Consider the following 23902-nt stretch of genomic DNA (forward strand, 5'->3'; position numbering starts at 1 on the left):
TAAGTAGGGGACAAGCATTCCGAAGGCGGGCGCTCGGTGGTAGTCTGAGCCATCCATTTCCCCCCTTTCCGGCCTGTGTTTGGGCGCCTTGTCGCGTCCATGCCCCGGCCACCGGACGATTATTGCTGATGGATGCTTGGTCCCGTAGTCTCGAGCGCCTCGAAGCGGAGTTCCCGCCGGAAGACGTTCATACCTGGTTGAAGCCGCTGCAGGCCGATCTGCGCGTGGACAGCCTGGTGCTGTATGCACCGAATGCCTTCATCGTCGACCAGGTCCGCGAGCTGTATCTGGCCCGGATCCGCGAACTGCTGGCGCATTTCGCCGGCTTCAGCGACGTTTTTCTTGAAATCGGCTCGCGCCCGCGCCCTGTGGAGGCGCAGAACGCGCCGGTTTCCACGTCATCGGCGCATGTGTCCAGCGAACCGCAGGTGCCCTTCGCCGGCAACCTGGACAATCACTACACGTTCGCCAACTTCGTGGAAGGCCGCAGCAACCAGCTGGGCCTGGCCGCCGCCTTCCAGGCAGCGCAGAAGCCGGGCGACCGCGCGCACAATCCGCTGCTGCTGTACGGAGGCACCGGCCTGGGCAAGACCCACCTGATGTTCGCTGCCGGCAACGCCATGCGCCAGGCCAATCCGGGGGCGAAGGTGCTGTACCTGCGTTCTGAACAGTTCTTCAGCGCGATGATCCGGGCCCTGCAGGAAAAGACCATGGATCAGTTCAAGCGCCAGTTCCAGCAGGTCGACGCGCTGCTGATCGATGACATCCAGTTCTTCGCCGGCAAGGACCGCACCCAGGAAGAGTTCTTCCACACCTTCAACGCGTTGTTCGATGGCAAGCAGCAGATCATCCTGACCTGTGACCGCTATCCGCGCGAAGTAGAGGGCCTGGAAGCGCGCCTGAAGTCGCGGCTTGCCTGGGGCCTGTCGGTCGCGATCGAACCGCCGGACTTCGAGACCCGCGCCGCGATCGTGCTGGCCAAGGCACGCGAACGCGGTGCCGAGATTCCCGATGATGTTGCGTTCCTGATCGCCAAGAAGATGCGCTCCAACGTGCGCGACCTCGAGGGTGCGCTGAATACCCTGACCGCCCGCGCCAATTTCACCGGCCGCGCGATCACCACCGAATTCGCCCAGGAAACCCTGCGCGACCTGCTGCGCGCCCAGCAGCAGGCGATCAGCATTCCCAACATCCAGAAAACCGTGGCCGACTACTACGGGCTGCAGATCAAGGATCTGCTGTCCAAGCGTCGGACCCGCTCGCTGGCCCGGCCCCGCCAGGTCGCCATGGCCCTGACCAAGGAACTGACCGAGCACAGCCTGCCCGAGATCGGCGACGCCTTTGCCGGTCGCGATCACACCACGGTGCTGCATGCCTGCCGCCAGATCCGGACCCTGATGGAAACCGACGGCAAGCTCCGCGAGGACTGGGACAAGCTGATCCGGAAGCTGAGCGAATGATGCACGGATGCCGATGAGGCGTCATCGCACAAAACGGTGCAGAATCCGGTAGCAAGCGCGGGACACGTTGTGGATAAAAATGGCGTTTGAAATCGCTCCGAATTTATCCACAGCTTTCCCCACCCCTTGGGGGTCGGTAATACAGAGAGTTTCGAGGTCTGAAATTCTTTTATTTACAAAGACTTAGCGTTGTTTTCCAGCGATTCTGTCTCTACCAGCACCACCAAGCTTTTGATTTATTCCACATTTTTTAAAGCATAGGGGCACGGAACCACATGCGTTTCACACTGCAGCGCGAAGCCTTTCTCAAGCCGTTGGCACAGGTCGTCAACGTGGTCGAACGCCGCCAGACCCTTCCGGTTCTGGCCAATTTCCTGGTCCAGGTGCAGAACGGCCAGCTGTCGCTGACCGGTACCGACCTGGAAGTGGAGATGGTGTCGCGGATCGCGGTTGAAGACGCCCAGGACGGCGAAACCACCATTCCCGCCCGCAAGCTGTTCGAGATCATCCGCGCCCTGCCCGACGGCAGCCGGATTACCGTCTCGCAGACCGGTGACAAGATCACCGTGCAGGCCGGTCGCAGCCGCTTCACCCTGGCCACCCTGCCGTCCAATGACTTCCCGTCGGTGGACGAAGTGGAAGCCACCGAGCGCGTGGCCATCGGCGAAGCGACCCTGAAGGAGCTGATCGAGCGCACCGCGTTCGCGATGGCCCAGCAGGACGTGCGCTACTACCTCAACGGTCTGCTGTTCGACTTGCGTGGCGATGCACTGCGCACCGTTGCCACCGACGGCCACCGTCTGGCCCTTTGCGAAACCGACCTGGCCAAGCCCAGCGGTTCGAAGCGCCAGATCATCGTGCCGCGCAAGGGCGTGACAGAGCTGCAGCGCCTGCTGGAAAGCGGCGATCGCGAGATCGAGCTGGAAGTCGGCCGCAGCCACGTCCGCGTCAAGCGCGACGATGTCACCTTCACTTCGAAGCTGATCGATGGCCGTTTCCCGGACTACGAAGCGGTGATCCCGATCGGTGCCGACCGCGAAGTGAAGGTGGATCGTGAAGCACTGCGTGCCTCGCTGCAGCGCGCCGCGATCCTGTCCAACGAGAAGTACCGCGGCATTCGCGTGGAAGTCTCGCCGGGCAACCTGAAGATCAGCGCGCACAACCCGGAACAGGAAGAAGCTCAGGAAGAGATCGAGGCCGACACCACGGTCAGCGATCTGGCCATCGGCTTCAACGTGAACTACCTGTTGGATGCCCTTTCCGCCCTGCGCGACGAGGAAGTGATCATCCAGCTACGCGACTCCAACTCCTCGGCGCTGGTGCGTGAATCCAGCAGCGAGAAGTCGCGACACGTGGTGATGCCGCTGCGTCTCTGACGGAAACGCTGTTTCACGTGGAACCCAGAAGCGCCCGGGACCTCCCGGGCGTTTTTTTATGTTCCACGTGGAGCATTGTCGAAACGGATCGTAGAAATCCTGGACGTGCCCTGCTCGGCCCCAAACCAACTCGATCTCGCTTGCTTGAAGCAACTCGGAATCCAGGACGTTGGGAATTCGTCTTGCAGTGCTCGTCGGGCTCCATGCCATCTGGGTTCTGGCAGCGAGCGCTTCGCATGTCCCACTTCGTTGTCCTGATCTTCAATGGTGGAAGCAGCAGATCATCTTCCCCGGGAGGAGGTCCTTCGCTTCTGCAAACGGCACTGTCCACTGGCCGGCTCGGGGGCACACTTGGGCAATCCTAGCTTCTAAATCTGGGTATAAATCTAAAGCATGGTGGTGATGGTAGAGCCAGATTTCGTGGAGAAATGTATTATCTGTTTGTTTTTAAAGGGATTTATGAGCCTGAAACCCCCTGTATAGAGGGCCCTCGGCCTGGGGGGGAACCTGTGGATAGTTTTCAGCGCTGAGCAAAAGGGCTTTTTTATCCACAGATTGCCCACACCTTGTGTATAAGTCATACATGCCTCCTGTGGACAGTGTGGAACTAGCGTCCTGGATTTCTTGAAATCTGTGGAACCCTCCAAGGCATCGGATCGCAGATTTGAAGGAATCGGCGGGGTCATCCGTCGGAACCACCCGCGAGGTGTCCCGCGATGGCCCTGCAGTGCTCATGAAATCGGCGAAATCTGAGGGCCTGGACTCTGGAACCCCGCGCAGATTTGAAGAAATTTCGGGCAGTTCCTGCCCGGAACGGGCGCGTCACCCGCATTCCACGTGGAACGCGTCCATCGATGGGTGCAGAAGCTGCACCTTCGGCTCGACCGGCCTGCCCCGCGCCCGGCTTGACCGATGCAGTAAGCTGATGGATTCCCTGCCCCTCTACCGCCTCGTGCGGATGGTCTTTCGCGCCCCATGCAGATCCGCCGCCTCGCCTTGCATCAACTGCGTCGCTTCAGTGCGGTGGACCTGTCGCCCCAGCCGGGATTGAACCTGCTGACCGGCGACAACGGTGCCGGCAAGACCAGCGTGCTCGAAGCCCTGCACCTGATGGCCTATGGGCGCAGCTTCCGTGGTCGAGTGCGCGACGGTCTGGTGCGTCAGGGCCAAGAAGCGCTGGAAATCTTCGTGGAATGGGACGAACAGCGTGCCAATCACCCGCCGCACCGCCGAAAAGCCGGGCTGCGCCACAGTGGCCAGGATTGGAAGGGGCGATTGGACGGCGAAGATGTCGCGCAGCTGGGTAATCTCTGCGCAGCACTGGCCGTGGTGACGTTCGAGCCCGGGAGCCATGCACTGGTCAGTGGTGGTGGCGAACCCCGCCGCCGCTTCCTCGATTGGGGCTTGTTCCACGTGGAACCGGATTTTCTGTCCTTGTGGCGCCGCTACTCCCGGGCGCTGAAGCAGCGCAACGCCCTGCTCAAGCAGGGCGGGCCGTCGCGGATGCTCGATACCTGGGATCACGAGCTGGCCGAGGCCGGAGAACCGCTGACAAGCCGCCGCCAGCACTACCTGGAGCGTCTGCAGCAGCGCACTGTGGCTTTGGCCGGCAGCCTGGCGCCGCAACTGGGCATCCACGGACTGGACCTGAGTCCTGGATGGCGGCGGCATGAGCTCCCCTTGGCCGATGCCTTGCTTCTGGCCCGGGAACGTGACCGGCAGGCCGGGTATACCTCGGTCGGCCCGCACCGGGCGGACTGGAGTGTGGATTTCCACAGCATTCCGGGGCGTGATGCACTGTCCCGCGGCCAGGCCAAGCTGACGGCATTGGCGTGCCTGCTGGCACAGGCCGAGGACTATGCGGAACAGCGCGGCGAATGGCCGGTGATCGCGCTGGATGATCTGGCTTCGGAACTGGATCGCACCCACCAGGCGCGGGTATTGGAGCGCCTGCTCAATGGCCCGGCACAGATCTTCATCACCGCCACCGAAACCCCGGCGGCGCTGCAGGAACTGACCCACATCGCCCGGTTCCACGTGGAACATGCACAGATCGTGGCTGTGCCATAGTGGGCACACCAGGGCCGCTCGACCCCGGCTGGTATAATTCGGGTTGGAATCCTTTCATTCTCGGCGCATCGCCCCAAGCGGTGGCCGACCTGCGGAGCCTACGGCAAGCGCAATGAGCGACGAACAGAACACCCCGGCAAACAACGGCAATTACGACGCCAACAGCATTACCGCCCTGGAAGGCCTGGAGGCTGTCCGCAAGCGTCCAGGCATGTACATCGGCGACGTGCATGACGGTACCGGTCTGCACCACATGGTGTTCGAGGTCGTCGACAACTCGATCGACGAAGCGCTGGCCGGCCACGCCGACCATGTTGCAGTGACGATCCACGCCGACGGCTCGGTCTCGGTGTCCGACAACGGCCGCGGCATTCCGACCGGCAAGCACGAGCAGATGAGCGCCAAGCTCGGCCGCGAAGTGTCTGCGGCCGAAGTGGTCATGACCGTCCTGCACGCGGGCGGCAAGTTCGACGACAACAGCTACAAGGTTTCGGGCGGCCTGCACGGCGTCGGCGTCAGCGTGGTCAACGCGCTGTCGCAGAAGCTGCTGGTGGACGTGTTCCAGAACGGTTCCCACTACCAGCAGGAATTCAGCAACGGCGCAGCCGTGACCGCGCTGGCCAAGCTGGAAGCCACCACCAAGCGTGGCACCACCGTGCGCTTCTGGCCGTCCACCGTCGCCTTCCACGACAACGTGGAATTCCACTACGACATCCTGGCCCGCCGCCTGCGCGAGCTGTCGTTCCTGAACTCCGGCGTCAAGATCGTCCTTGCCGACGAGCGTGGTGATGGCCGTCGCGATGATTTCCACTACGAGGGCGGCATCCGCAGCTTCGTGGAGCATCTGGCCCAGCTGAAGACTCCGCTGCACCCGAACGTCATCTCGGTCACCGGCGAGCACAACGGCATCGTGGTGGACGTGGCGCTGCAGTGGACCGACTCCTATCAGGAGACGATGTACTGCTTCACCAACAACATTCCGCAGAAGGACGGCGGTACCCACCTGGCCGGTTTCCGCGGTGCGTTGACCCGGGTGCTCAACAACTACATCGAGCAGAACGGCATCGCCAAGCAGGCCAAGATCAACCTGACCGGCGACGACATGCGCGAAGGCATGATCGCGGTGCTGTCGGTGAAGGTGCCGGACCCGAGCTTCTCCAGCCAGACCAAGGAAAAGCTGGTCAGCTCCGACGTGCGTCCGGCGGTGGAAAATGCCTTCGGTGCGCGCCTGGAAGAGTTCCTGCAGGAAAACCCGAACGAAGCCAAGGCGATCGCCGGCAAGATCGTCGATGCCGCCCGTGCACGTGAAGCTGCGCGCAAGGCCCGCGACCTGACCCGCCGCAAGGGTGCGCTGGATATCGCTGGCCTGCCGGGCAAGCTGGCCGACTGCCAGGAAAAGGATCCGGCACTGTCCGAACTGTTCATCGTCGAGGGTGACTCGGCAGGTGGCTCGGCCAAGCAGGGCCGCAACCGCAAGAACCAGGCGGTGCTGCCGCTGCGCGGCAAGATCCTCAACGTGGAACGCGCGCGCTTCGACCGCATGCTGTCCTCCGACCAGGTCGGTACGCTGATCACCGCGCTGGGCACCGGCATCGGCCGTGACGAGTACAACCCGGACAAGCTGCGTTACCACAAGATCATCATCATGACCGACGCCGACGTCGACGGCGCCCACATCCGCACCCTGCTGCTGACGTTCTTCTACCGTCAGATGCCGGAGCTGATCGAGCGCGGTTACGTCTACATCGGCCTGCCGCCGCTGTACAAGATCAAGCAGGGCAAGCAGGAGCTGTACCTGAAGGATGACCCGGCGCTGGACAGCTACCTGGCCAGCAGCGCAGTGGAAAACGCTGCACTGGTGCCGGCCACCGGCGAGCCCGGCATCGAAGGCCTTGCGCTGGAGAAGCTGCTGCTGGCCTACGCGGCCGCGCTGGATTCGATCGAGCGCAACGCACACCGCTACGACCGCAACCTGCTTGAAGCGCTGGTCGATTTCGTACCGATGGACCTGGAAAGCCTGCGCGCTGCCGGCGAAGGCGAGGGCCTGGATGCACTGGCCAAGCGCCTCAACCAGGGCAGCCTGGGCAGCCCGCGTTTCACGCTGGAACTGCAGGAAGCCAACGACGAGCGCCCGGCCGCTGTGCTGGTGACCCGTCGCCACATGGGCGAACAGCACATCCAGGTGCTGCCGATGTCGGCCTTCGAAAGCGGCGAACTGCGCGCAATCCACCAGGCATCGAAGCTGCTGCACGGTCTGGTCCGCGAAGGCGCGACCATTTCCCGCGGTGCCAAGTCGATCGAAGTCGACAGCTTTGCCAAGGCACAGAACTGGCTGCTCGAGGAGGCCAAGCGCGGCCGCCAGATCCAGCGATTCAAGGGCCTGGGTGAAATGAATCCGGAGCAGCTGTGGGACACCACGGTGAATCCGGAAACCCGTCGACTGCTGCAGGTGCGCATCGAAGACGCTGTCGCTGCTGACCAGATCTTCAGCACGCTGATGGGCGATGTCGTCGAACCGCGTCGCGACTTCATCGAAGACAACGCGCTGAAGGTCGCAAACCTGGATATCTGACACAATCGGGACACGGCCGGTGCGCGGGGAGGCGCGCCGGCCTTCGACTCTTGAACACAGGTACCTGATGTCCGCATCCGCCCCGGTTTCCGCTCCGCCCCCGGTTCCGCCGGCTTCTGCCGCGCCGCGTGCCGTTTCGCCGTTGGCGGGGTTCTTCATCGACCTGGGCATCGCCGCCGTCACTCTGTTCGGCCTGAGCCTGATCAGCGGCCTGCTGTGGGGCCTGTACCGTGGCGTGGTGGTCGGTTACGCGAACGCACAGGCCGGCGCTGGCGCACCCGAGGCCAGTTCGGTAGCGGCGTCACTGGGCCAGCCCGGCGCGCTTGCGCAGATTCTCATGGCGCTGTTTGCCACCGGCGGCGCCGCGCTGCTGCTGTACTTCTGGCGACGTCCGGCCAACACGGCCGAGCGCCACGCGTCGCGCCAGGCGCTGCGCCGTCCCTCCACCTGGGGCTGGACCCTGCTGGTGGCGACCCTGATCGTGCTCGGCAGCAATGGCATCGCCTTCCTGGCCAAGCAGTTCGGTATCGAGCCGGTTCCCACCAACCTGGCGCTGATGCAGAGCGCGATCGCGCGCTTCCCCTTGTTCCTGGTGCTGTTCGCGGTGGTACTGGCACCGGCCTACGAGGAGCTGCTGTTCCGCCGCGTGCTGTTTGGCCGCCTGTGGAAAGCCGGGCGTCCGTGGCTGGGCGTGGTACTGAGCAGCCTTGCTTTTGCCCTCATCCATGAAATCCCTGGCACCAGCGCCAACGGCCCGGCCGAGATTGCGCAGCTGTGGCTGGTCTATGGCGGCATGGGGGCTGCGTTCTGCTGGTTGTACCAGCGCACCGGTACGCTCTGGGCCGCGATCGCCGCGCACGCGCTGAACAACGGTGTGGCGCTTGCCGCACTTGTGTTCTTCGGGGCAACGTAACGCCGTGTCCGCTTGACGAAAGATTAAGCCGCTACGCTACACACTGCGCATATGAACACGGGGGTGGATCCATGAAACAACTGCTGCTGGCCCTTGTCATCACCACCCTGGTCAGCGCCTGCGCGACCACGACCTCCCCTACCGGCCGCCGGCAGATGGTGGGCGGGGTGTCGCAGGCGCAGCTGGATCAGCTCGGCGCTCAGGCGTTCGCCGAAACCAAGCAGAAGGAAAAGATCAGCACCGACGGCCGCCAGAACGGTTACGTGCAGTGCGTGGTCAATGCCCTGGTCGCGCAGCTGCCGCCTCAATACCGTGGCGTACGGTGGGAGACGGCGGTGTTCGTCGACAAGGAGCCCAACGCCTTCGCCCTGCCCGGCGGCAAGGTCGGCGTGAACACTGGCATCTTCACCGTCGCCAAGAACCAGGATCAGCTGGCTGCCGTAATCGGCCATGAAATCGGCCACGTCATCGCCCGCCACCACGAGGAGCGCATCACCCGGCAGATGGGCGCGCAGACCGGGCTGGCCGTGCTCGGTGCGCTGGCCGGCGCGGCCTACGGCGAAGGCGCTGCCAGCACCGTCAACCAGCTTGGTGGCATGGGCGCGCAGACCGCCTTCCTGCTGCCCGGTTCACGCACCCAGGAAAGCGAGGCCGACGTGATCGGCCAGCGACTGATGGCCCAGGCCGGCTTCAACCCGGCGCAGGCGGTCGACCTGTGGCAGAACATGATGGCTGCCAGTGGCGGTCGCAGCCCACAATGGCTGTCCACCCACCCCGACCCAGCCAACCGGATCCAGGAACTGCGACGCGATGCACCGGCTCTGACGCCGGTCTATCAGCAGGCGCAGGCGGCCGGGCTGCGGCCAAAGTGCGGATGAGTGCGCATTTCTATGCTGTATTGCAGCACATAAAACGATTTCTCACGCCATCTGTTTCTGATACGTTTGGCGGCTCAGATTTTTCTGACAGTCCGACTTTGCCGCTAACCGGCGGTTCGATCGAGGTGAACGATGATTTTCCGTAACCACAAAGCTGTGCTTTCCGTCCTCGTCGCGACCGCCCTGACCGGCGCCGTGGTCACCGATGCCTTCGCGCAGTCCTCGCGTTCCTCCGAGCGTGGCAACCGCGGCGGCAAGCAGGCCAAGGCCGAAGCGCTGTACCCGAACGCGACCCGCGAGGAGCCGACCGTCAAGGCATCGGCCAAGCTGGGCAGCAAGCTGCAGAAGATGATCGACAGCTACAACAAGGAAAAGTTCCCGGAGACGCGCACGCAGGCCGACGCGATCCTCGCTGACAGCGCCGCGAACGAGTACGACAAGTCGCTGGCCGCGCAGCTGGCCTCGCAGGCCGCCTACCAGACCGACGACACGCCGGCTGCCGTTGCCTACCTGAAGCAGGTCCTGCAGTTCAACGGCCTGGACAACAACGGCCACTTCCAGTCGATGCTGATGCTGGGCCAGCTGCAGCTGCAGGAAGACCAGACCGCCGAAGGCCTGGCGACCCTGGACAAGTACTTCGCCGAGAGCAAGTCGACCAAGCCGGAAGAACTGATCGCCAAGGGCCAGGCGCTGTACCAGCTGGAGCGCTACCAGGAAGCGATCCCGGTGCTCAAGCAGGCCATCGCCGGTGCCACCGAACCGAAGGACAACTGGAACCAGCTGCTGATGGCGGCCCTCGCCGAAGCCGGCCAGTCCGGCGAAGCGGTGAAGGAAGCCGAGGCGCTGGCCGCCAAGAACCCGAACGACAAGAAGGCCAGCTGAACCTGGCCAGCATGTACATGCAGGCCGACCAGATGGAAAAGGCTGCCGCGGTGATGGACAAGCTGCGCAGCAGCGGCCAGCTCACCGAAGAGCGCGAGTACAAGCAGCTGTACTCGATCTATGCCAACACCGAACACAAGGAAAAGGACGTCATCGCGGTCATCAACGAAGGGTTGCAGAAGGGCATCCTGAAGCCGGATTACCAGGTCTACCTGGCGCTGGCCCAGTCCTACTACTACTCCGACCAGGTGCCGCAGGCGATCGATGCGTGGCAGAAGGCTGCCCCGCTGTCCAAGGACGGTGAGACCTACCTGAACCTGGCACGCGTCCTGCATGCCGAAGGTCGCATCCCGGAGGCCAAGCAGGCCGCCCAGCAGGCGCTGGCGAAGGGTGTGAAGAACCAGGCTGATGCCAAAAAAATCATCAACCTGAAGTAAGTAGGAATAACGCCTGAATGCCTGCACAGTTGATGCGCAGGCGCTCAGGATTGGTATAAGCTTGGAGGTTCCTGCGGTGTCATGCACCGCTGATCAGGGATTCCGCCCCCGGCATCCCGGCCCCACTATTGAGCTCTTGGCGCATGACGGAACAACTAGTCGTTCACCGGTACGAACAACCCGATGACAAGGGGCTGAGCTGGCCTCGCATCGTCGGCATCGCGTTTGTAATTGCCCTGCATCTGGCCGCGTTCATGATGCTCCTGATCCCCGCCGTGGCTCCCAAGGCCGTGGCTGAGAAGGAGCGCAACGTCATGGTGACGATCGTCGACGCCCCGCCGCCGCCGCCCCCGCCGCCGCCGCCGCCGCCGCCGACCGATACTCCGCCGCCGCCGGTGAAGAATCTGTCGCCGCCGAAGCCGTCGCCGGTCCCGCCGCCGCCGCAGGCGCCGGTCGTGGACGTGCCGGAACCGCGCCCGAACGACATCGTCACCCCGCCGTCGCCTCCGGCGCCGCCGGCACCGCCGACCTCGATCGAGGCCAGCGTGGACATCTCCTCGAAGGCCATGAATCCGCCGCGCTACCCGCCGGCAGCCTTCCGCGCGGGTATCCAGGGCGAAGTGATCCTGATCATTGATGTCGATGCCAGCGGCAACGTCACCAATGTCACGGTGGAAAAGTCCAGCCGTAACCGCGACCTGGACCGTGCTGCGATGGAAGCGGCTCGCAAGTGGCGCTTCAACGCCGCTGAAGCAGGCGGTAAGAAGACGGCAGGTCGCGTTCGCGTTCCGGTCAACTTTGCGCTGAACTGATGCGCCCGGGTGGCCGCCTGGCCACCCCCGCTCCCGGTTCGATTGTTTAGCTTAGCTACACCCTTTATCACCACACACAACAAAGGTAAGCGTCATGCTGCAGGAAATTTTCATCGCCGCTGCTGCCGGGGGCAATCCGTCCAACGCCCTGTCGCAGATGGGCTTCGAGCACCTGATCCACGAAATGACCACCAAGCCGGGTGATTTCGCGGTTTCCTGGGTCGTGCTGCTGACCCTGGTCATCATGTCGGCCATGTCCTGGTACTGGACCGTCATCAACATCTTCCGTGCTACCCGCCTGAAGAGCGCCGCCGATCGCGTCGTCAGCCTGTTCTGGGACACCCCGAACGCGCAGGACGCCATCCGTGCGATGGAAGAACAGCCGGCTTCCGAGCCGTTCTCGAAGATCGCCCTGGACGCTGCCCAGGCGGCTGCCCACCACCAGCGCGCTGAAGGCGGCGCCACCGGCGGCGTGGGTGAGAACCTGAGCCGTTCGGAGTTCGTCGACCGCGCCCTGCGTCAGGCCGTGACCCGCGAAAGCAACAAGCTGCAGTCGGGCATGACCCTGCTGGCCACCGTCGGCGCAACCGCTCCGTTCGTCGGTCTGCTGGGTACCGTGTGGGGCATCTACGGCGCGCTGATCAAGATCGGTGCCACCGGCTCCGCTTCGATCGACGCCGTTGCCGGCCCGGTGGGTGAAGCGCTGATCATGACCGCGATCGGTCTGTTCGTCGCGATCCCGGCCGTGTTCGCCTTCAACTTCTTCAGCAAGATCAACAGCGCGACCATCAGCAAGTTCGATACCTTCGCGCACGACCTGCACGACTTCTTCGCCACCGGCTCGCGCGTCCGCTAATTGCGGCGCGCGTCACCCAGCGACGAACGTAAGTAGTCACCAAGATCTAGACGGAGCCCGTTATGGCTTTCAGTAGTGGTAACAGCGGCGGCCCCATGGCCGACATCAACGTTACGCCCCTCGTGGACGTGATGCTGGTGCTGCTGATCATCTTCATCATCACGGCGCCCCTGATGTCCCACAAGGTCAAGGTGGATCTGCCGGAAGCCAACCTGATCCAGAAGCCGGAAGATGCTGAAAAGCGTTCCGGACCGATCACCCTGGCAGTCAAGGAAGACGGCTCGATCTACTGGAACGACGAAGAAATCAACAAGCAGACTCTCGAGTCGCGCTTGGCGACCGCCGCCCAGCAGACCCCGCAGCCGCCGCTGAACCTGCGTGGTGACCGCACCACCAAGATGCGTGTCATCAACGACCTGACCAAGGTCGCGCAGGAGCAGGGCATGCTTGACGTCGGCTTCGTCGCGACCAAAGAAAAGGGGCAATAAGCCATGGCATTCAGTAGTGGTGGTGGCAAGGGCCCCATGGCAGACATCAACGTCACGCCCCTCGTGGACGTGATGCTGGTTCTGCTGATCATCTTCATCGTGACCGCGCCGATCATGACGTACCCGATCGCCGTGGACCTGCCGCAGCGCGTGCTCAACCCACCGCCGCAGCTGGTCGAACCGCCGCCGCCGATCGAACTGAAGATCGACGCCAGCAACCAGGTCTCGTGGAACAACAGCCCGATCAATACCAGCGAGCTGCAGCAGCGGATGGAGCAGGAGGTCCAGCGTGACCCGACCAACCAGCCGGAACTGCGCATCGACGCCAGCCCGGATTCCGAGTACGACGTGATGGCCAAGGTTCTGGCCGCTGCGAAGAACGCTCAGATGAAGAAGATCGGTTTTGTGCAGCAGTAATCGCTACACCGCAACACAACAGTCATGACGCGACTGCAGACGCCCCTGGAAACAGGGGCGTCTTTTTTGTTCTCATCCTGGCACACGGGTCGAGGTTGGATCCCATCGGGTGGCATGCGCCGCTATGATCGGCGGATGCTCGCCCTCTTCGACTCCCTGCGCCACTGGCTCGACGGCATCGCCCACCTCGGCACGATCCTGGCGGTAGCCTACCTGCTGTACCTGTTCGCGCTGGCGGGCTGGATCATGCTGCAGAAGCGCGAGCCGGTGGCGACGCTGAGCTGGATCCTGTCGCTGGCGCTGCTGCCGTACCTGGGCCTCTTCATCTACTACCTGCTGGGCCCACAGAAGGTGAAGCGGCAGCGTTTGCGCCGTGGCCGCGCGCGGTCGGGCATGGAGCACTACAGCGACGTCTGCCCACCCGACGCCGACTGCACCGAGCTGGCCAAGATCGCCCAGGCCACGACCGGGCTTGCGCCGAGCAGCGCCACCGAAGTGACCTGGCTGGTGGACGGCGCGGCGACCTACGCGGCGCTGCTTGAGGCCGTCGCACAGGCACGCGACCACGTGCATCTGGAGTACTACATCTTCAACCCGGACCATGCCGGAACCGCCCTGCGTGACGCGCTGGTGGAACGTGCACAGGCCGGCGTGCAGGTGCGCCTGCTGCTCGATGCCGTAGGCTCTTCCGCCCTGCCCCGCCGCTTCCTGCAGCCGCTGCTCGACGCCGGTGGCGAAGCGATCTGGTTCCACCCACGGCAGCTGCTGAAGCCGTTCAAGCGCCCGTGGTTGAACCTGCGTACCCACCGCAAGCTGGTGATCGTCGATGGGCGCCTCGCCTTCACCGGTGGCATCAACATCACCGACGACGAGGATGAAAGCCGCAGGGCGGATGCCTACCGCGACCTGCACATGCGCATCCGCGGCCACGTGGTGCGCAGCCTGCAGCTGGTGTTTGCCGAGGACTGGCTCTACGCAAGTGGGCAGGATCCCTCGCGCATGGACATCGCCCGTCTGTGGCCGGCCGACATGCCGCTGCGCGGCGATGGTGCGATCAACGCCCAGGTGCTGGTCTCCGGTCCGGACTCGGGCTGGGAAACGATCCATCGCCTGCACGTGGCGGCGATCCAGGAAGCGCATGAGCGTGTCTGGCTGGTCACGCCCTACTTCGTGCCGGGCGAAGCGGCGCGGATGGCGTTGACCTCGGCCGCGCTGGGCGGCCTGGACGTGCGCCTGCTGGTACCGAAGATGAGCGATTCCTGGTTCGTCACCCAGGCCGCCCGCTCCTACTTCGACGAGCTGCTGCATGCCGGGGTGAAGATCTACGAGTACGGCCCGCGCATGCTGCATACCAAGGCCTTCATCGCCGATGACGGCGTCTGCATCGTTGGCAGTGCCAACTTCGATCACCGCAGCTTCCGGCTGAACTTCGAGCTGTCGATGATGATCAGCGACCGTGACCGGGTGGCTTCCCTGGCCGAACTGCTGCAGGGTGAGTTCGACCGTTCCACGCGGGTGCGCGACCAGGCCGGCCGCTCGTTGTGGCTGCACCGCCTGCCCGAGGCCTTCGCCCGGCTGGCCTCGCCGCTGCTCTGACGCAGCGCTACACTGCGGCGATCACCCGGGGAGCCCCACTATGTACTGGTTGTACCTGCTGCTGGCGCTGGGCTGTTTCGCCTTCGCGCTGAAGACCCCCAGCGCCGGGCTGATGACTCTGTGCCTGCTGGCCGCCCTCGCCTTCCTGCTGGCCTGGGTACGAGGCCGCTACGTGGCCCGCTTCGGTGATCTGCAGCGCGACCCTGCCACCCTGGTCGATGCCGAGGAACTGCGCCGCCTGCGCGAGCGGGCCCAGGCCCGCCCCGGTGACGACCACAACGATCACGATCCATCCCCTCTTTCCAAGTAGTTCCGTTCCATGACCCAGCTCAGCGTCAACGTCAACAAGATCGCCGTCCTGCGCAATTCGCGCGGCGCTGCCGAACCGGACGTGGTGCGTGCCGCCCAGGCCTGCCTAGATGCCGGCGCGCATGGCATCACCGTGCATCCGCGACCGGACCGCCGCCATATCACCGCCGAGGACGTGCTTGCGCTGTCCACACTGACCCGCGCGCGCGGTGTCGAGTTCAACATCGAAGGCAACCCGTTCGCGCCGCCGCGCGAGGGTTACCCCGGCCTGCTGCCGCTGTGCGCGCAGACCCGCCCGGCGCAGGCCACCCTGGTGCCTGACGGGGACGGCCAGATCACCTCCGATCATGGTTTCGACTTCGAGCGGGATGCCGAGCGGCTGCGCCCGCTGATTGCCGAACTGAAAGCGATGGGTTGCCGCGTCAGCCTGTTTGTCGACGCGGGCAACCCGCTGCTGGAGCAGGCGGCCGAAGTCGGGGCCGATCGCATCGAGCTGTACACCGGCCCCTACGCCGAAGCCCACGCGGCCGGCGATGCTGACGCGATGCTGGTGCTGTTCGCCACTGCTGCACGCCGTGCGCAGGCCGTCGGCCTGGGCGTGAACGCCGGCCACGATCTGTCGCAGGACAACCTGCGCGATTTCCTGGCCCACGTGCCGGACGTGCTGGAGGTGTCGATCGGCCACGCGCTGATCGGCGAGGCGCTGTATGAAGGGCTGGATGCTACGGTGCGCGGCTACCTGGCGCTGCTCTGATGCATTGCAGCCGAGCGTAGGCTCGGCTCTACAAGGTCTCTGCATCAACTGTAGAGCCGAGCCCATGCTCGGCTCAGCACCGCCCTGAACCCTTCAGGCGGCCGTCGCAGCCATTGAGACGGCCACGATGTACGCTGCCACAATGGGTATTGCGATCAAGGGCCGAGGTTCCACGTCCCACCTTGCCGGGCGCTTTGAAAGCACCGTCAGCGAGGCGGTGGACGACGGCTGGGCGGTGGACGAGAGCGAGGAGTTCCTTGCCCCGCGCCTCCGCACCGAGGTGCGTGCCGAGACCGCGCGTAGCATCATCACCCGCAACACCTCGCCGGACGTCGGCTTCAGCCAGTCGGTAAATCCCTACCGCGGCTGCGAGCATGGTATCAATACCCCCTGATTGTTCACTAGATAAATACCTAGAGATCAACAACTTAGGGGAGAATCGGTAAACACATTGCTCTGGCCACAAGCCCCGCGCAGTGCCGGCCAACACGCCCATCCTGGAGGTATTGGCCAACCTTCGTGGTCTGCAAAGAGAGTTAGAGCCCTGCGGCGCGTAGCAGGGCCGACATCGACGTACCCATGCCTTTAGCCACTCGCTCCAAGGTAGCGAGAGTGAGGTTCTTTTCGCCACGTTCGATCTTGCTGTAGTAGGCGCGGTGCATCTCGATGTGGTCAGCAAAGGCTTCTTGGCTGACGCCCAGATCAATACGATGCGCTCGGATCACATCTGCAAGTTTCGCTTGGTTCGTATGCTCGACCATACGAAGCAGCTTGTGGTTCTAGTACTTTAAAGACTACGCCTCTAAAGGTAGTCTACTTATAAGTACTAATCGCCTCTCCCATGAACTTTTACCTCGTATGTCCGGAACTGGAGTTCACTCTTGAGCTTCCCTTTTCTCCCATGGGCAGGGAGCAAGTCGCAATGCAGGTGCGTCGAATGCAAGAAGAGGAAGGGCAAGCAAGAGGCTTTGAGTGCCGCCTGGCAGAAGAGCTCTCAAAGCTCATTCCCCAACTAACGGATTGGGACATCAAGCCGCCTACGGGTGCGCAGATGGCATACGCGACTTCGCTTTGCGCACAGTTGGGCATTCCACTGCCTGCAGCAACGCGTCGATCGCGGGCATTGATGCAGATCTTTTTGGCGGAAGCCAAAGCGCTCCATGGCCAACGCAGCTGACAAAGGCCTTGCCAGCCGAAGCTGTGGATAAGCTTGGGCAAAACCTCTTCGCCAGATGACCGTATGGCCTACAGCTACCTGAATTTCACGGTGTTGCGGCGCCTGTGGTTAGCAATAATACTAACAGCCAACCACCCCAAGTTGTTGTCATGGAACAGGATGCTCGAAAGGCCCAAGTTCCCCTCAAAGGTAGAGGGGCCGCATCGCGTGTCCCAAGCCGTTTCGATACCACTGCAACAGTGGGAGTCGACGATGGCTGGGAATCGGTCTACCAGGAGATGGAAAACGCGCCACGGCTGAGAACTCAGGTGCAGGAAGAGCGAGCGCGCACAGTGATCAGCCACAACTCATCCCCTGACGTTGGGTTTAGCGCGTCGGTAAACCCGTACCGCGGCTGCGAGCATGGGTGCGTTTACTGTTTTGCTCGCCCTTCTCACTCCTATTTGAGCCTCTCACCAGGCTTAGACTTCGAGACGCGCCTGTTTGCAAAGACAAATGCCCCGGAGCGGCTCAGAGCAGAAATTAGCAAGTCGAGCTACAAGTGCGCCCCGATTGCCCTGGGGATAAACACAGACGGCTATCAGCCGGTTGAAAGGAATTACCAGATTACACGCCAATGCCTTGAGGTGCTTGCCGACGCAAAGCATCCGGTGAGCTTTGTCACCAAGAGCGCCTTGATCACCAGGGACACCGAACTGCTGGCGTCGATGGCCAAGGATCGGTTGGTTACGGTCTACTTCTCGGTCACCACGCTCGACAGGAAGCTATCTGCAAAACTGGAACCACGAGCTGCTGCTCCCCACGCAAGGCTGCGAGCAATGCATCAGCTGCATGAGGCAGGAGTACCGGTAGGGGTTTTGATCGCACCGGTCATTCCCATGATCACCGACCATGACCTAGAAGCCATCCTAGAGGCTGCTCACGAACACGGCGCTCGGGCAGCAGGCTACGTGCTTCTCAGGCTACCTAACGAGATTAAGGACATTTGGAGAGAATGGCTCGAGCTGCACTTCCCGGACCGCGCTGCGCATGTGCTTAGCTTGATGCGACAGATGCATGGTGGAAAGGAATATGACGCCAGCTTTGGCACAAGGATGTCCGGAACTGGCCCTGTAGCGGACTTGATCCGGAAGCGCTTTGAAAAGAAGCATCGTGAGCTCGGTTTCACTAGGCTGCCAGCGCTGGCCACTCATCTTTTTCAACCTCCCCAAGAAAAGTCGCCACAGGGGCAACTTTTCTAGCCGAAGGGAAAACGTGGCTAGCATCAGTACAAAGCTATGGATGCAGTCCGAGCGGCGCCTACAGGGATAGGGCGTCCTGGGTTTCTGAGTACTGATACCATCTCCCCGAAAAGGAAATAGCATCTCCTCCTCAGCGAGCTTAGACGGCTCTCCAAACATATTTGGTTATCCCGCTTCCTCATGAAAAGGACCAGCGTATGCCCAAGCAAGTGAGAGGTTTATCAGTCTACCGAAGCACGATTGAGCGGCTGCCACAGTTTCGTCTTCTTAGCGGTCCAATCACAGAACACCAAGCGGCGATGCTGGGATTCGACAGCCTTCCACTCGCAGGCGCTTCCATTGTGCCAAGCGCCGAAGGACCCGCGACGTTATTCAATGCCCGAGGCAAAGAGGTCATCCGAAAGGACCTTCCGATGGTCACCAAGTCTCGATCAATCAATACCTCGTGGAAGGACTGGCACGGACGCACTCACCACGGTACCCAGACAAGATCCTATGAGACCTATCCCAGGGAATACGTTGCACCACCTGGTGAATTCCTCACTGCTGTAGATACAGACAGTGGTATCGCAATGGCTACTAGGATCATTGACCGGACGGAGCCAGAAGAGAGTATTGCAAACCTCCTCAACATCTACCTGGAATGCTTCCAACACTTCGAAATCGTTGACCCGGACCTTGCGGTGCCGGTGAGGGTCGAGAAGATCAACTGGCGCATTCTCCCGCCGGGGAAGTTCCCGTTCGATAGAGCAATGCAGGTATTGGATAGCTATCTGAAGCAGTTGACCGACAGCGACCGCGCAGTCGCTAAGCAGCGCATCCGGACCATCACTCGTCACGAGCCCGACTTCATGGCAGTCGGACTAGGCGGTTTCAGTGAGTACATCGTCTTTGGGTTCACGCGAAGGAATCGGTACGTGTTCGAGAGTCCCGAGTCAGGCAATGCCACTTACATCTTCAGGAACGAGTGGGAGGCGGTGTCTCAGCTCACCAAACGCCAGATCCTTCAAGAGCAGCTGCAGGAGACCAGGATCATCCACACCTCGCGTTGGGCCGTAGAGGTCTCAGAAGAAATCCAACGGAAGTGAAGTGGTTGGGCAAAGTTTCAGAAGGGCGTAGCCCGAACCGGTACCATGTGACCCACGCCATGGATAGGTACCTACCGATGCGTTTACTCAGGCTTAGAAGCTTAGATAGGAACTCCCAATGAAGCCAACCATCCTGGCACTGGACCTCGAAGGTACGCTCATCTCCAACGCAATCAGTCAGATTCCTCGCCCTGGGCTTCACCGGTTCCTAGAGGATGTCCGATCGCAGTTCGAGGAACTTGTACTGTTCACTACGGTTCCCGAGGCACTTGCAAGAAGAATTGCCGGACTCTTGGCTAGGGAAGGCAGTGTTCCGGCATGGTTTGTCGAACTTCGATACATCCATTGGTCTGGAAGGACAAAGGATCTTTCCTATGTCTCCCCCCGCGTGGGTGAAGCCCTTCTCTTGGATGACCATGGCCCATATGTGCATGATGGGCAGGAGAGACTGTGGGTCGAGATCCCGATGTTCGGCTCTCCGTACTCGCCAGACGATGACGGGTTGCAGAACGCAGCTGAACGCCTGACCGATCGCATCATGGAACTGCAGAGTGCATCCAACCAGGGCCACATGATCGCCGGTCATGGCTGAGCAGCGCGTTGTCTCGATGGCTCATTGAAAGAGCGCGCATGCAGCGGCCGTCCTCTCTCACATTCGGCACAGTTAGGGATCATCACGCGGGTAGCACTCGAGAAATTCTCTGATAGCGTCGCCCCGGAGAACCCGGAGAACCCGGAGAACCCGGAGAACCCGGAGAACCCGGAGAACCCGGAGAACCCGGAGAACCCGGAGAACCCGGAGAACCCGGAGAACCCGGAGAACCCGGAGACGGCCACCCAAAGGTCGCCAGCAATCAGAAGTGGTGCAGTGCCGTTGCGGCAACCCTACTTTTTCCGGCAGCAATTGAATTGGTAGCTCCAGGCGCACCCACCGCCCAGCCAACACGCTTCCCTAAAGGACGCGCAGTAGCAACCGCGGCGTCTCCCAATTGGTGATGTCAACTCACTGCCAGCCTTGGGTAGCCATTGACCGCGCGCTATCGATTGCCGCGCCAGGCGGACACGCACGTTGGTACTGAAGGGGCAAATCTAGCCTGGGCAACGAGCGAACCCACCTCTCTATTGCGCACTTCACCCGTACCAGCGAGCGGGCCTTCCTTCACACCGAACGTACCAGTAGGGTCACGATCACGCGTAAATCAATGAATCAATGGAAGTAAAAAGAAGGCATGATTCTCATTTCAGTTGTTAAAGTACCGTAAGGCTCACGGCAAAAAAAACTTCTCGTATACCTGATAGCTTTCGGCGCCATGGCCTATGACGTCGAAATATGCACCGCACGTGCGATCGCTCCGGAAGCGACAGAAATCGCGGGTACGCGAGGCGTACCCTTACCCGAGGGATTCTGCTTTTTGGTCAGCAGGGCTGATGGAACGATCGTTCAGCCCGCATTTGAATTCTTAGCAGATGCCCATCTAACGATCGGTCCAAAGCCAAAGCTTGCCTGCAGCAAGAACACGACAGCAGCTATCGCGGCGGACCTCACCGACTTCCATCACTTTCTTGACGCAAGAAAAAAGCTCGTTTCCGACGTAGATGAGGATCTCCTCAGATCCTATGCGGACACCTTGACTGACCTAGACTCAGCGGTGACCCTGGACAAGCTCGCCGCCGCGACTATTCATCGAAGATGGTCGACCCTGACCAAGCTGATCGCATTCTGCGTAAAGCGGGGATACCTGAGAAAGGCACCAGCGCTGCTGAGCAAGCAGACGAAGCGAGGAACTGTTCAAGTTCTCGACGTTGGCGTCGATCTTCCCGGGCTGAACGACGCTGACGAACTCATCACTGCGCTCCATCCCGAGACCGTCGTCGGTATTCTTGACGAACTAGGTCCCAACCCTTTGCTCGAACGGAACGGTCTCGTTGAACTAGCATTCGCTACCACCGCACAGCGACTGATGGCTGAGCTTTGCTATCAAGCAGGACTGAGGCGGGCGGAAGTATGCGATCTGAAAGCGCAGACCGTCCTTGAGACTCATACGAGAGGGCGCGATCCTTTCAGTGCAGTGGCTATCCCCGTCGTCGGGAAAGGTAACAAGAAGCGCAACGTTCCCGTTCCAGTTTGGCTACTCGAGGCGCTGAAGCGTTATGCAAAAGGTGTTCGGCAGCGCCTCATTGACCTCCGACTGGGGTACCACAAGCTCGAGGATCACGGCGTCCTCTTCGTCCTCAACGCAAACAACCGCAAGCATGCGGGCAATCCGATAACCCCGCAGATCTTCGACCGGCATTTCGCCCAGGCCAAGGACAGGCTGCTCAAACGGCTTTCCAAAGAGCTTGACCTGGCTCGCTACGAATCCACGCAGCGCGAGCGGATAACCATTCACGCCCTTCGACACACCTTCGCCTTGTACACGTACATGGAGAAGCGCGCAAACGGTGACATGGATGCGATCAAGTATGTCCAGTCAGTACTGGGACACAGTCTCAGGGATACGACCGAGTCCATCTACCTGCGAAGCGCGAACGCATTCGAGAGCGAAACCAGGGAATCGATCAGGCTGCACCTTGAAGGTCAACCCTTTATGCGAATCGGCGTCGAGGCCTGACGAGCTGGAGCGCGCACGGCTCCGCGGCCAAGGCATACGCACTAATCCTCGCATGTGACCGACTCACCTATCAAATCAGATTGAACACGGATTGGAGCGTTACGTGGCAGGAAGAAGGTCCGCCCAACTGCGGCACGCCGTAGTAGTTGAGGAAAAGGTAGGCAACACAAAGAAATGGGATGTCCGCGAGAGCGCGGGTCGCCTAGAAGTCGCGTTCAGGCGCGCCGGAGACCTGCGCGACAACATCGTCAATCTCAGCCGTTGGAAGGGCATAGGTGCAGCGGCACCGCTCTTCGCCGAGGCGTTCTGTCGAGCTAACAAGAACAGCAGGGAGACGACTAGATCCTCTTCAGCTAACAACATCGTGAGTGGCCTGGTGCAGTACCTAACCGTAAAAGGGGTAAAGATAAGCGGCCCAGACGACACTCCGATGGATCTCGGCGAATCATTTCTAACGTATCTGAAAGGTGGGGATACCACGCACCCGACAGTTCTCTCGGTGCAGACCCAGCGCCACTATTACGGGACCTTCAAGAAGGTCGTTCTTGCACTGCACGAGATGGATCCACGGTGGAAGGTGATCCGTATTCCGCCAAAGCCGTTCGCAGGACTGCCACGGAAGAGCAAGCCCAAAGAGCTGGACCGTGCGGCTTGGGCCAACGTCATGAAGGCGGCTGTCGAGGAATGCATATCGACAATGGACGAAGTGTGGCCGCTTCTAGATAGGGTTCACAGTGCCCTCGCTCAGAAGAAAAAGGGCGACGCTGTATCGCTAAGCGACCCGGCAGAGGCAATTGCTCAAATCTTGGCAAACTTTGACGGTCATCTTCCTCGCCAAGCCGCGGTTCACAAGCTCCCAGGCGTAGGAAAGATCAGCGAAAGCGAGTACTTCCGTCTGAGGAGACTAGCGCACCCCATCGGCGGCGATCTGATCCCATTCTTTCTCGTACTAGCCATGCACTCGGGCTTCAACGAGCAGCCACTTAGAACACTCACCCTAGATGGCATATCGGAGCACTACCCGCTTGGACAAAAGCGAACGGTGATCAAGTCCTCTAAGCGCAGGGCAGGAACTTCCGCTCAGGGCGCGACACAGCGAGCAGCCTTCCCCGCTAGCGATCACCCGCTAGCGCCGGAAAGATTGATCAGTTTCGTGATTGCTTGGACCAAACGAATTAGAGACTACGCTGCTGGTGAGCTTGCCAATGACTTCTTCCTCCACGCCGTTTCCGAAGGCGGGCGGCACAAGCGCCGAGGAATGCACATCGATTCCTACTCAGCCAGAACCGACGACGTGACCACGCGGGTGACCGGTTACATCACATTGTTCTGCAAACGAAGGGGGCTTAAGTACTCTGGCTCCCAAGCAAACAGGCTTGCGTTCTCCGAAGCGGTTGATGGGCTGACCGACGGCGACGCCTTCGAGCTCCGAGCAATGCTAGGCCATCGGCTATTGTCAACTGGCCAAGACAGTTACCAGACAACCACGATGCAGCGTCGGCAGAAGGAACAGCTGGCAGGAGCCCTGACGGCACAGGAGCGTTGGGTGACTTCAAACGGAAAGATTGACACGCGATCCGCGCGGAGTGACCGCGATCAAACGGCAGCAACGCAGGGCTTCTGCTGTGCAGATCCATTCCAAAGTCCTCAACCCGGGCAGCGCCATGGGAAGCTCTGCACCGCCTATGGTGCTTGCCCTGCGTGCCCACTCGCTGCGGCTGACCCAAACGAGGCCTATGCCCTCGCCCGCTTTCTTCAACTGCAGGAGCTATACGAAGAAGCCAGGGCAGACCTTGGCAGCGAGATCTGGAGGCGAAAGTTCGAGAACGCCTACCTTGCTCTCCGCGATTCATGGATTCCGGCAGTGAGCACAGCTGCGAATCAACAATCAGCGGCGATGATCATGCTGACGACCCTGCCCGGACTTGAATAGCTAGGGCGCTAACGCCACTAGCGCGTCCACT

21 protein-coding genes and 2 pseudogenes are annotated in these 23902 nt (G+C 61.5%); 22 read left to right on the forward strand and 1 reads right to left on the reverse strand.

Annotated elements, in window-relative coordinates; genetic code table 11:
• Positions 1-128: 128 nt before the first annotated feature.
• From dnaA to M1L61_RS00075, 15 genes and pseudogenes are all read left to right on the forward strand, one after another.
• Positions 129-1460 carry a chromosomal replication initiator protein DnaA gene (gene dnaA / locus M1L61_RS00005; protein WP_057503118.1) on the forward strand — a complete coding sequence of 444 codons (1332 nt, stop codon included), beginning with the start codon at positions 129-131 and terminating at the stop codon, positions 1458-1460.
• A 275-nt stretch (positions 1461-1735) separates the two neighbouring features.
• Positions 1736-2836, forward strand: a complete 1101-nt coding sequence (gene dnaN / locus M1L61_RS00010) for a DNA polymerase III subunit beta (RefSeq protein ID WP_005411731.1) — start codon at positions 1736-1738, stop codon at positions 2834-2836.
• Positions 2837-3811: 975 nt separating this feature from the next.
• Positions 3812-4906 (forward strand): DNA replication/repair protein RecF, encoded by a 1095-nt coding sequence (gene recF / locus M1L61_RS00015; RefSeq protein WP_248854164.1) that lies wholly within the window; start codon positions 3812-3814, stop codon positions 4904-4906.
• 112 nt (positions 4907-5018) lie between these two features.
• Positions 5019-7478 carry a DNA topoisomerase (ATP-hydrolyzing) subunit B gene (gene gyrB, locus M1L61_RS00020; protein ID WP_010487426.1) on the forward strand — a complete coding sequence of 820 codons (2460 nt, stop codon included), beginning with the start codon at positions 5019-5021 and terminating at the stop codon, positions 7476-7478.
• A gap of 67 nt (positions 7479-7545) precedes the next feature.
• A complete protein-coding gene (locus tag M1L61_RS00025; protein WP_010487423.1) occupies positions 7546-8391 on the forward strand; it encodes a CPBP family intramembrane glutamic endopeptidase in 846 nt (281 codons plus the stop codon).
• Between the two features lie 71 nt (positions 8392-8462).
• The gene (locus tag M1L61_RS00030; RefSeq protein ID WP_010487422.1) at positions 8463-9269 is read left to right on the forward strand and encodes a M48 family metallopeptidase; all 807 of its coding nucleotides are present in this window, start codon (positions 8463-8465) and stop codon (positions 9267-9269) included.
• Between the two features lie 132 nt (positions 9270-9401).
• Positions 9402-10588: pseudogene (locus tag M1L61_RS00035) on the forward strand (tetratricopeptide repeat protein).
• A 254-nt stretch (positions 10589-10842) separates the two neighbouring features.
• Positions 10843-11400 carry an energy transducer TonB gene (locus tag M1L61_RS00040; protein WP_026346893.1) on the forward strand — a complete coding sequence of 186 codons (558 nt, stop codon included), beginning with the start codon at positions 10843-10845 and terminating at the stop codon, positions 11398-11400.
• 94 nt (positions 11401-11494) lie between these two features.
• Complete coding sequence (exbB, locus tag M1L61_RS00045) at positions 11495-12256, forward strand: TonB-system energizer ExbB (protein WP_049420916.1); 762 nt, start codon at positions 11495-11497, stop codon at positions 12254-12256.
• Between the two features lie 62 nt (positions 12257-12318).
• The gene (locus M1L61_RS00050) at positions 12319-12744 is read left to right on the forward strand and encodes a biopolymer transporter ExbD (RefSeq protein WP_005411739.1); all 426 of its coding nucleotides are present in this window, start codon (positions 12319-12321) and stop codon (positions 12742-12744) included.
• Positions 12745-12747: 3 nt separating this feature from the next.
• Entirely contained in the window at positions 12748-13161 is a 414-nt protein-coding gene (locus M1L61_RS00055; RefSeq protein WP_005411740.1) for a biopolymer transporter ExbD, read from the forward strand.
• A gap of 135 nt (positions 13162-13296) precedes the next feature.
• Positions 13297-14757, forward strand: a complete 1461-nt coding sequence (gene cls, locus M1L61_RS00060; RefSeq protein WP_248854165.1) for a cardiolipin synthase — start codon at positions 13297-13299, stop codon at positions 14755-14757.
• A gap of 40 nt (positions 14758-14797) precedes the next feature.
• Positions 14798-15067 carry a hypothetical protein gene (locus M1L61_RS00065; RefSeq protein ID WP_010487410.1) on the forward strand — a complete coding sequence of 90 codons (270 nt, stop codon included), beginning with the start codon at positions 14798-14800 and terminating at the stop codon, positions 15065-15067.
• A 9-nt stretch (positions 15068-15076) separates the two neighbouring features.
• Positions 15077-15820 (forward strand): pyridoxine 5'-phosphate synthase, encoded by a 744-nt coding sequence (locus M1L61_RS00070; protein WP_241883568.1) that lies wholly within the window; start codon positions 15077-15079, stop codon positions 15818-15820.
• 142 nt (positions 15821-15962) lie between these two features.
• Positions 15963-16199: pseudogene (locus M1L61_RS00075) on the forward strand (radical SAM protein); the annotation flags it as partial.
• A gap of 157 nt (positions 16200-16356) precedes the next feature.
• Here the strand turns inward: M1L61_RS00075 and M1L61_RS00080 are convergent.
• Positions 16357-16581 carry a helix-turn-helix transcriptional regulator gene (locus M1L61_RS00080; protein ID WP_049452997.1) on the reverse strand — a complete coding sequence of 75 codons (225 nt, stop codon included), beginning with the start codon at positions 16579-16581 and terminating at the stop codon, positions 16357-16359.
• Between the two features lie 80 nt (positions 16582-16661).
• Here M1L61_RS00080 and M1L61_RS00085 point away from each other — a divergent pair, with 80 nt between their 5' ends.
• The 7 genes from M1L61_RS00085 (at position 16662) to M1L61_RS00115 (ending at position 23871) form a co-directional block, all read left to right on the forward strand.
• Positions 16662-16997, forward strand: a complete 336-nt coding sequence (locus M1L61_RS00085; protein ID WP_049452996.1) for a hypothetical protein — start codon at positions 16662-16664, stop codon at positions 16995-16997.
• 149 nt (positions 16998-17146) lie between these two features.
• Positions 17147-18238: a PA0069 family radical SAM protein gene (locus M1L61_RS00090; RefSeq protein ID WP_049452994.1), complete on the forward strand. Its 1092-nt coding sequence runs from the start codon at positions 17147-17149 to the stop codon at positions 18236-18238.
• Positions 18239-18651: 413 nt separating this feature from the next.
• Complete coding sequence (locus M1L61_RS00095; RefSeq protein WP_229653729.1) at positions 18652-19326, forward strand: hypothetical protein; 675 nt, start codon at positions 18652-18654, stop codon at positions 19324-19326.
• 118 nt (positions 19327-19444) lie between these two features.
• On the forward strand, positions 19445-19918 hold the full coding sequence (locus tag M1L61_RS00100) for an NIF family HAD-type phosphatase (RefSeq protein ID WP_049452990.1): 474 nt from the start codon (positions 19445-19447) through the stop codon (positions 19916-19918).
• Between the two features lie 24 nt (positions 19919-19942).
• On the forward strand, positions 19943-20242 hold the full coding sequence (locus M1L61_RS00105) for a hypothetical protein (protein WP_154261791.1): 300 nt from the start codon (positions 19943-19945) through the stop codon (positions 20240-20242).
• A 394-nt stretch (positions 20243-20636) separates the two neighbouring features.
• Positions 20637-21938, forward strand: a complete 1302-nt coding sequence (locus M1L61_RS00110) for a tyrosine-type recombinase/integrase (RefSeq protein ID WP_049453416.1) — start codon at positions 20637-20639, stop codon at positions 21936-21938.
• Between the two features lie 91 nt (positions 21939-22029).
• The gene (locus M1L61_RS00115) at positions 22030-23871 is read left to right on the forward strand and encodes a hypothetical protein (protein WP_199801528.1); all 1842 of its coding nucleotides are present in this window, start codon (positions 22030-22032) and stop codon (positions 23869-23871) included.
• Positions 23872-23902: the final 31 nt, after the last annotated feature.

Source organism: Stenotrophomonas sp. NY11291 (assembly GCF_023277365.1).
Taxonomy (GTDB): Bacteria; Pseudomonadota; Gammaproteobacteria; order Xanthomonadales; family Xanthomonadaceae; genus Stenotrophomonas; species Stenotrophomonas geniculata.

What these genes read in the sequence shown, in the direction of transcription:
- M1L61_RS00070 (WP_241883568.1), top strand. Translation starts at nt 15,077, where the DNA reads ATGACCCAGCTCAGCGTCAACGTCAACAAGATCGCCGTCCTGCGCAAT.
- gyrB (WP_010487426.1), top strand. Translation starts at nt 5,019, where the DNA reads ATGAGCGACGAACAGAACACCCCGGCAAACAACGGCAATTACGACGCC.
- M1L61_RS00040 (WP_026346893.1), top strand. Translation starts at nt 10,843, where the DNA reads ATGATGCTCCTGATCCCCGCCGTGGCTCCCAAGGCCGTGGCTGAGAAG.
- cls (WP_248854165.1), top strand. Translation starts at nt 13,297, where the DNA reads ATGCTCGCCCTCTTCGACTCCCTGCGCCACTGGCTCGACGGCATCGCC.
- M1L61_RS00080 (WP_049452997.1), bottom strand. Translation starts at nt 16,581, where the DNA reads ATGGTCGAGCATACGAACCAAGCGAAACTTGCAGATGTGATCCGAGCG.
- recF (WP_248854164.1), top strand. Translation starts at nt 3,812, where the DNA reads ATGCAGATCCGCCGCCTCGCCTTGCATCAACTGCGTCGCTTCAGTGCG.
- M1L61_RS00065 (WP_010487410.1), top strand. Translation starts at nt 14,798, where the DNA reads ATGTACTGGTTGTACCTGCTGCTGGCGCTGGGCTGTTTCGCCTTCGCG.
- M1L61_RS00110 (WP_049453416.1), top strand. Translation starts at nt 20,637, where the DNA reads ATGGCCTATGACGTCGAAATATGCACCGCACGTGCGATCGCTCCGGAA.
- M1L61_RS00030 (WP_010487422.1), top strand. Translation starts at nt 8,463, where the DNA reads ATGAAACAACTGCTGCTGGCCCTTGTCATCACCACCCTGGTCAGCGCC.
- M1L61_RS00095 (WP_229653729.1), top strand. Translation starts at nt 18,652, where the DNA reads ATGGTCACCAAGTCTCGATCAATCAATACCTCGTGGAAGGACTGGCAC.
- M1L61_RS00050 (WP_005411739.1), top strand. Translation starts at nt 12,319, where the DNA reads ATGGCTTTCAGTAGTGGTAACAGCGGCGGCCCCATGGCCGACATCAAC.
- dnaN (WP_005411731.1), top strand. Translation starts at nt 1,736, where the DNA reads ATGCGTTTCACACTGCAGCGCGAAGCCTTTCTCAAGCCGTTGGCACAG.
- dnaA (WP_057503118.1), top strand. Translation starts at nt 129, where the DNA reads ATGGATGCTTGGTCCCGTAGTCTCGAGCGCCTCGAAGCGGAGTTCCCG.
- M1L61_RS00100 (WP_049452990.1), top strand. Translation starts at nt 19,445, where the DNA reads ATGAAGCCAACCATCCTGGCACTGGACCTCGAAGGTACGCTCATCTCC.
- M1L61_RS00085 (WP_049452996.1), top strand. Translation starts at nt 16,662, where the DNA reads ATGAACTTTTACCTCGTATGTCCGGAACTGGAGTTCACTCTTGAGCTT.
- M1L61_RS00055 (WP_005411740.1), top strand. Translation starts at nt 12,748, where the DNA reads ATGGCATTCAGTAGTGGTGGTGGCAAGGGCCCCATGGCAGACATCAAC.
- M1L61_RS00090 (WP_049452994.1), top strand. Translation starts at nt 17,147, where the DNA reads ATGGAACAGGATGCTCGAAAGGCCCAAGTTCCCCTCAAAGGTAGAGGG.
- exbB (WP_049420916.1), top strand. Translation starts at nt 11,495, where the DNA reads ATGCTGCAGGAAATTTTCATCGCCGCTGCTGCCGGGGGCAATCCGTCC.
- M1L61_RS00025 (WP_010487423.1), top strand. Translation starts at nt 7,546, where the DNA reads ATGTCCGCATCCGCCCCGGTTTCCGCTCCGCCCCCGGTTCCGCCGGCT.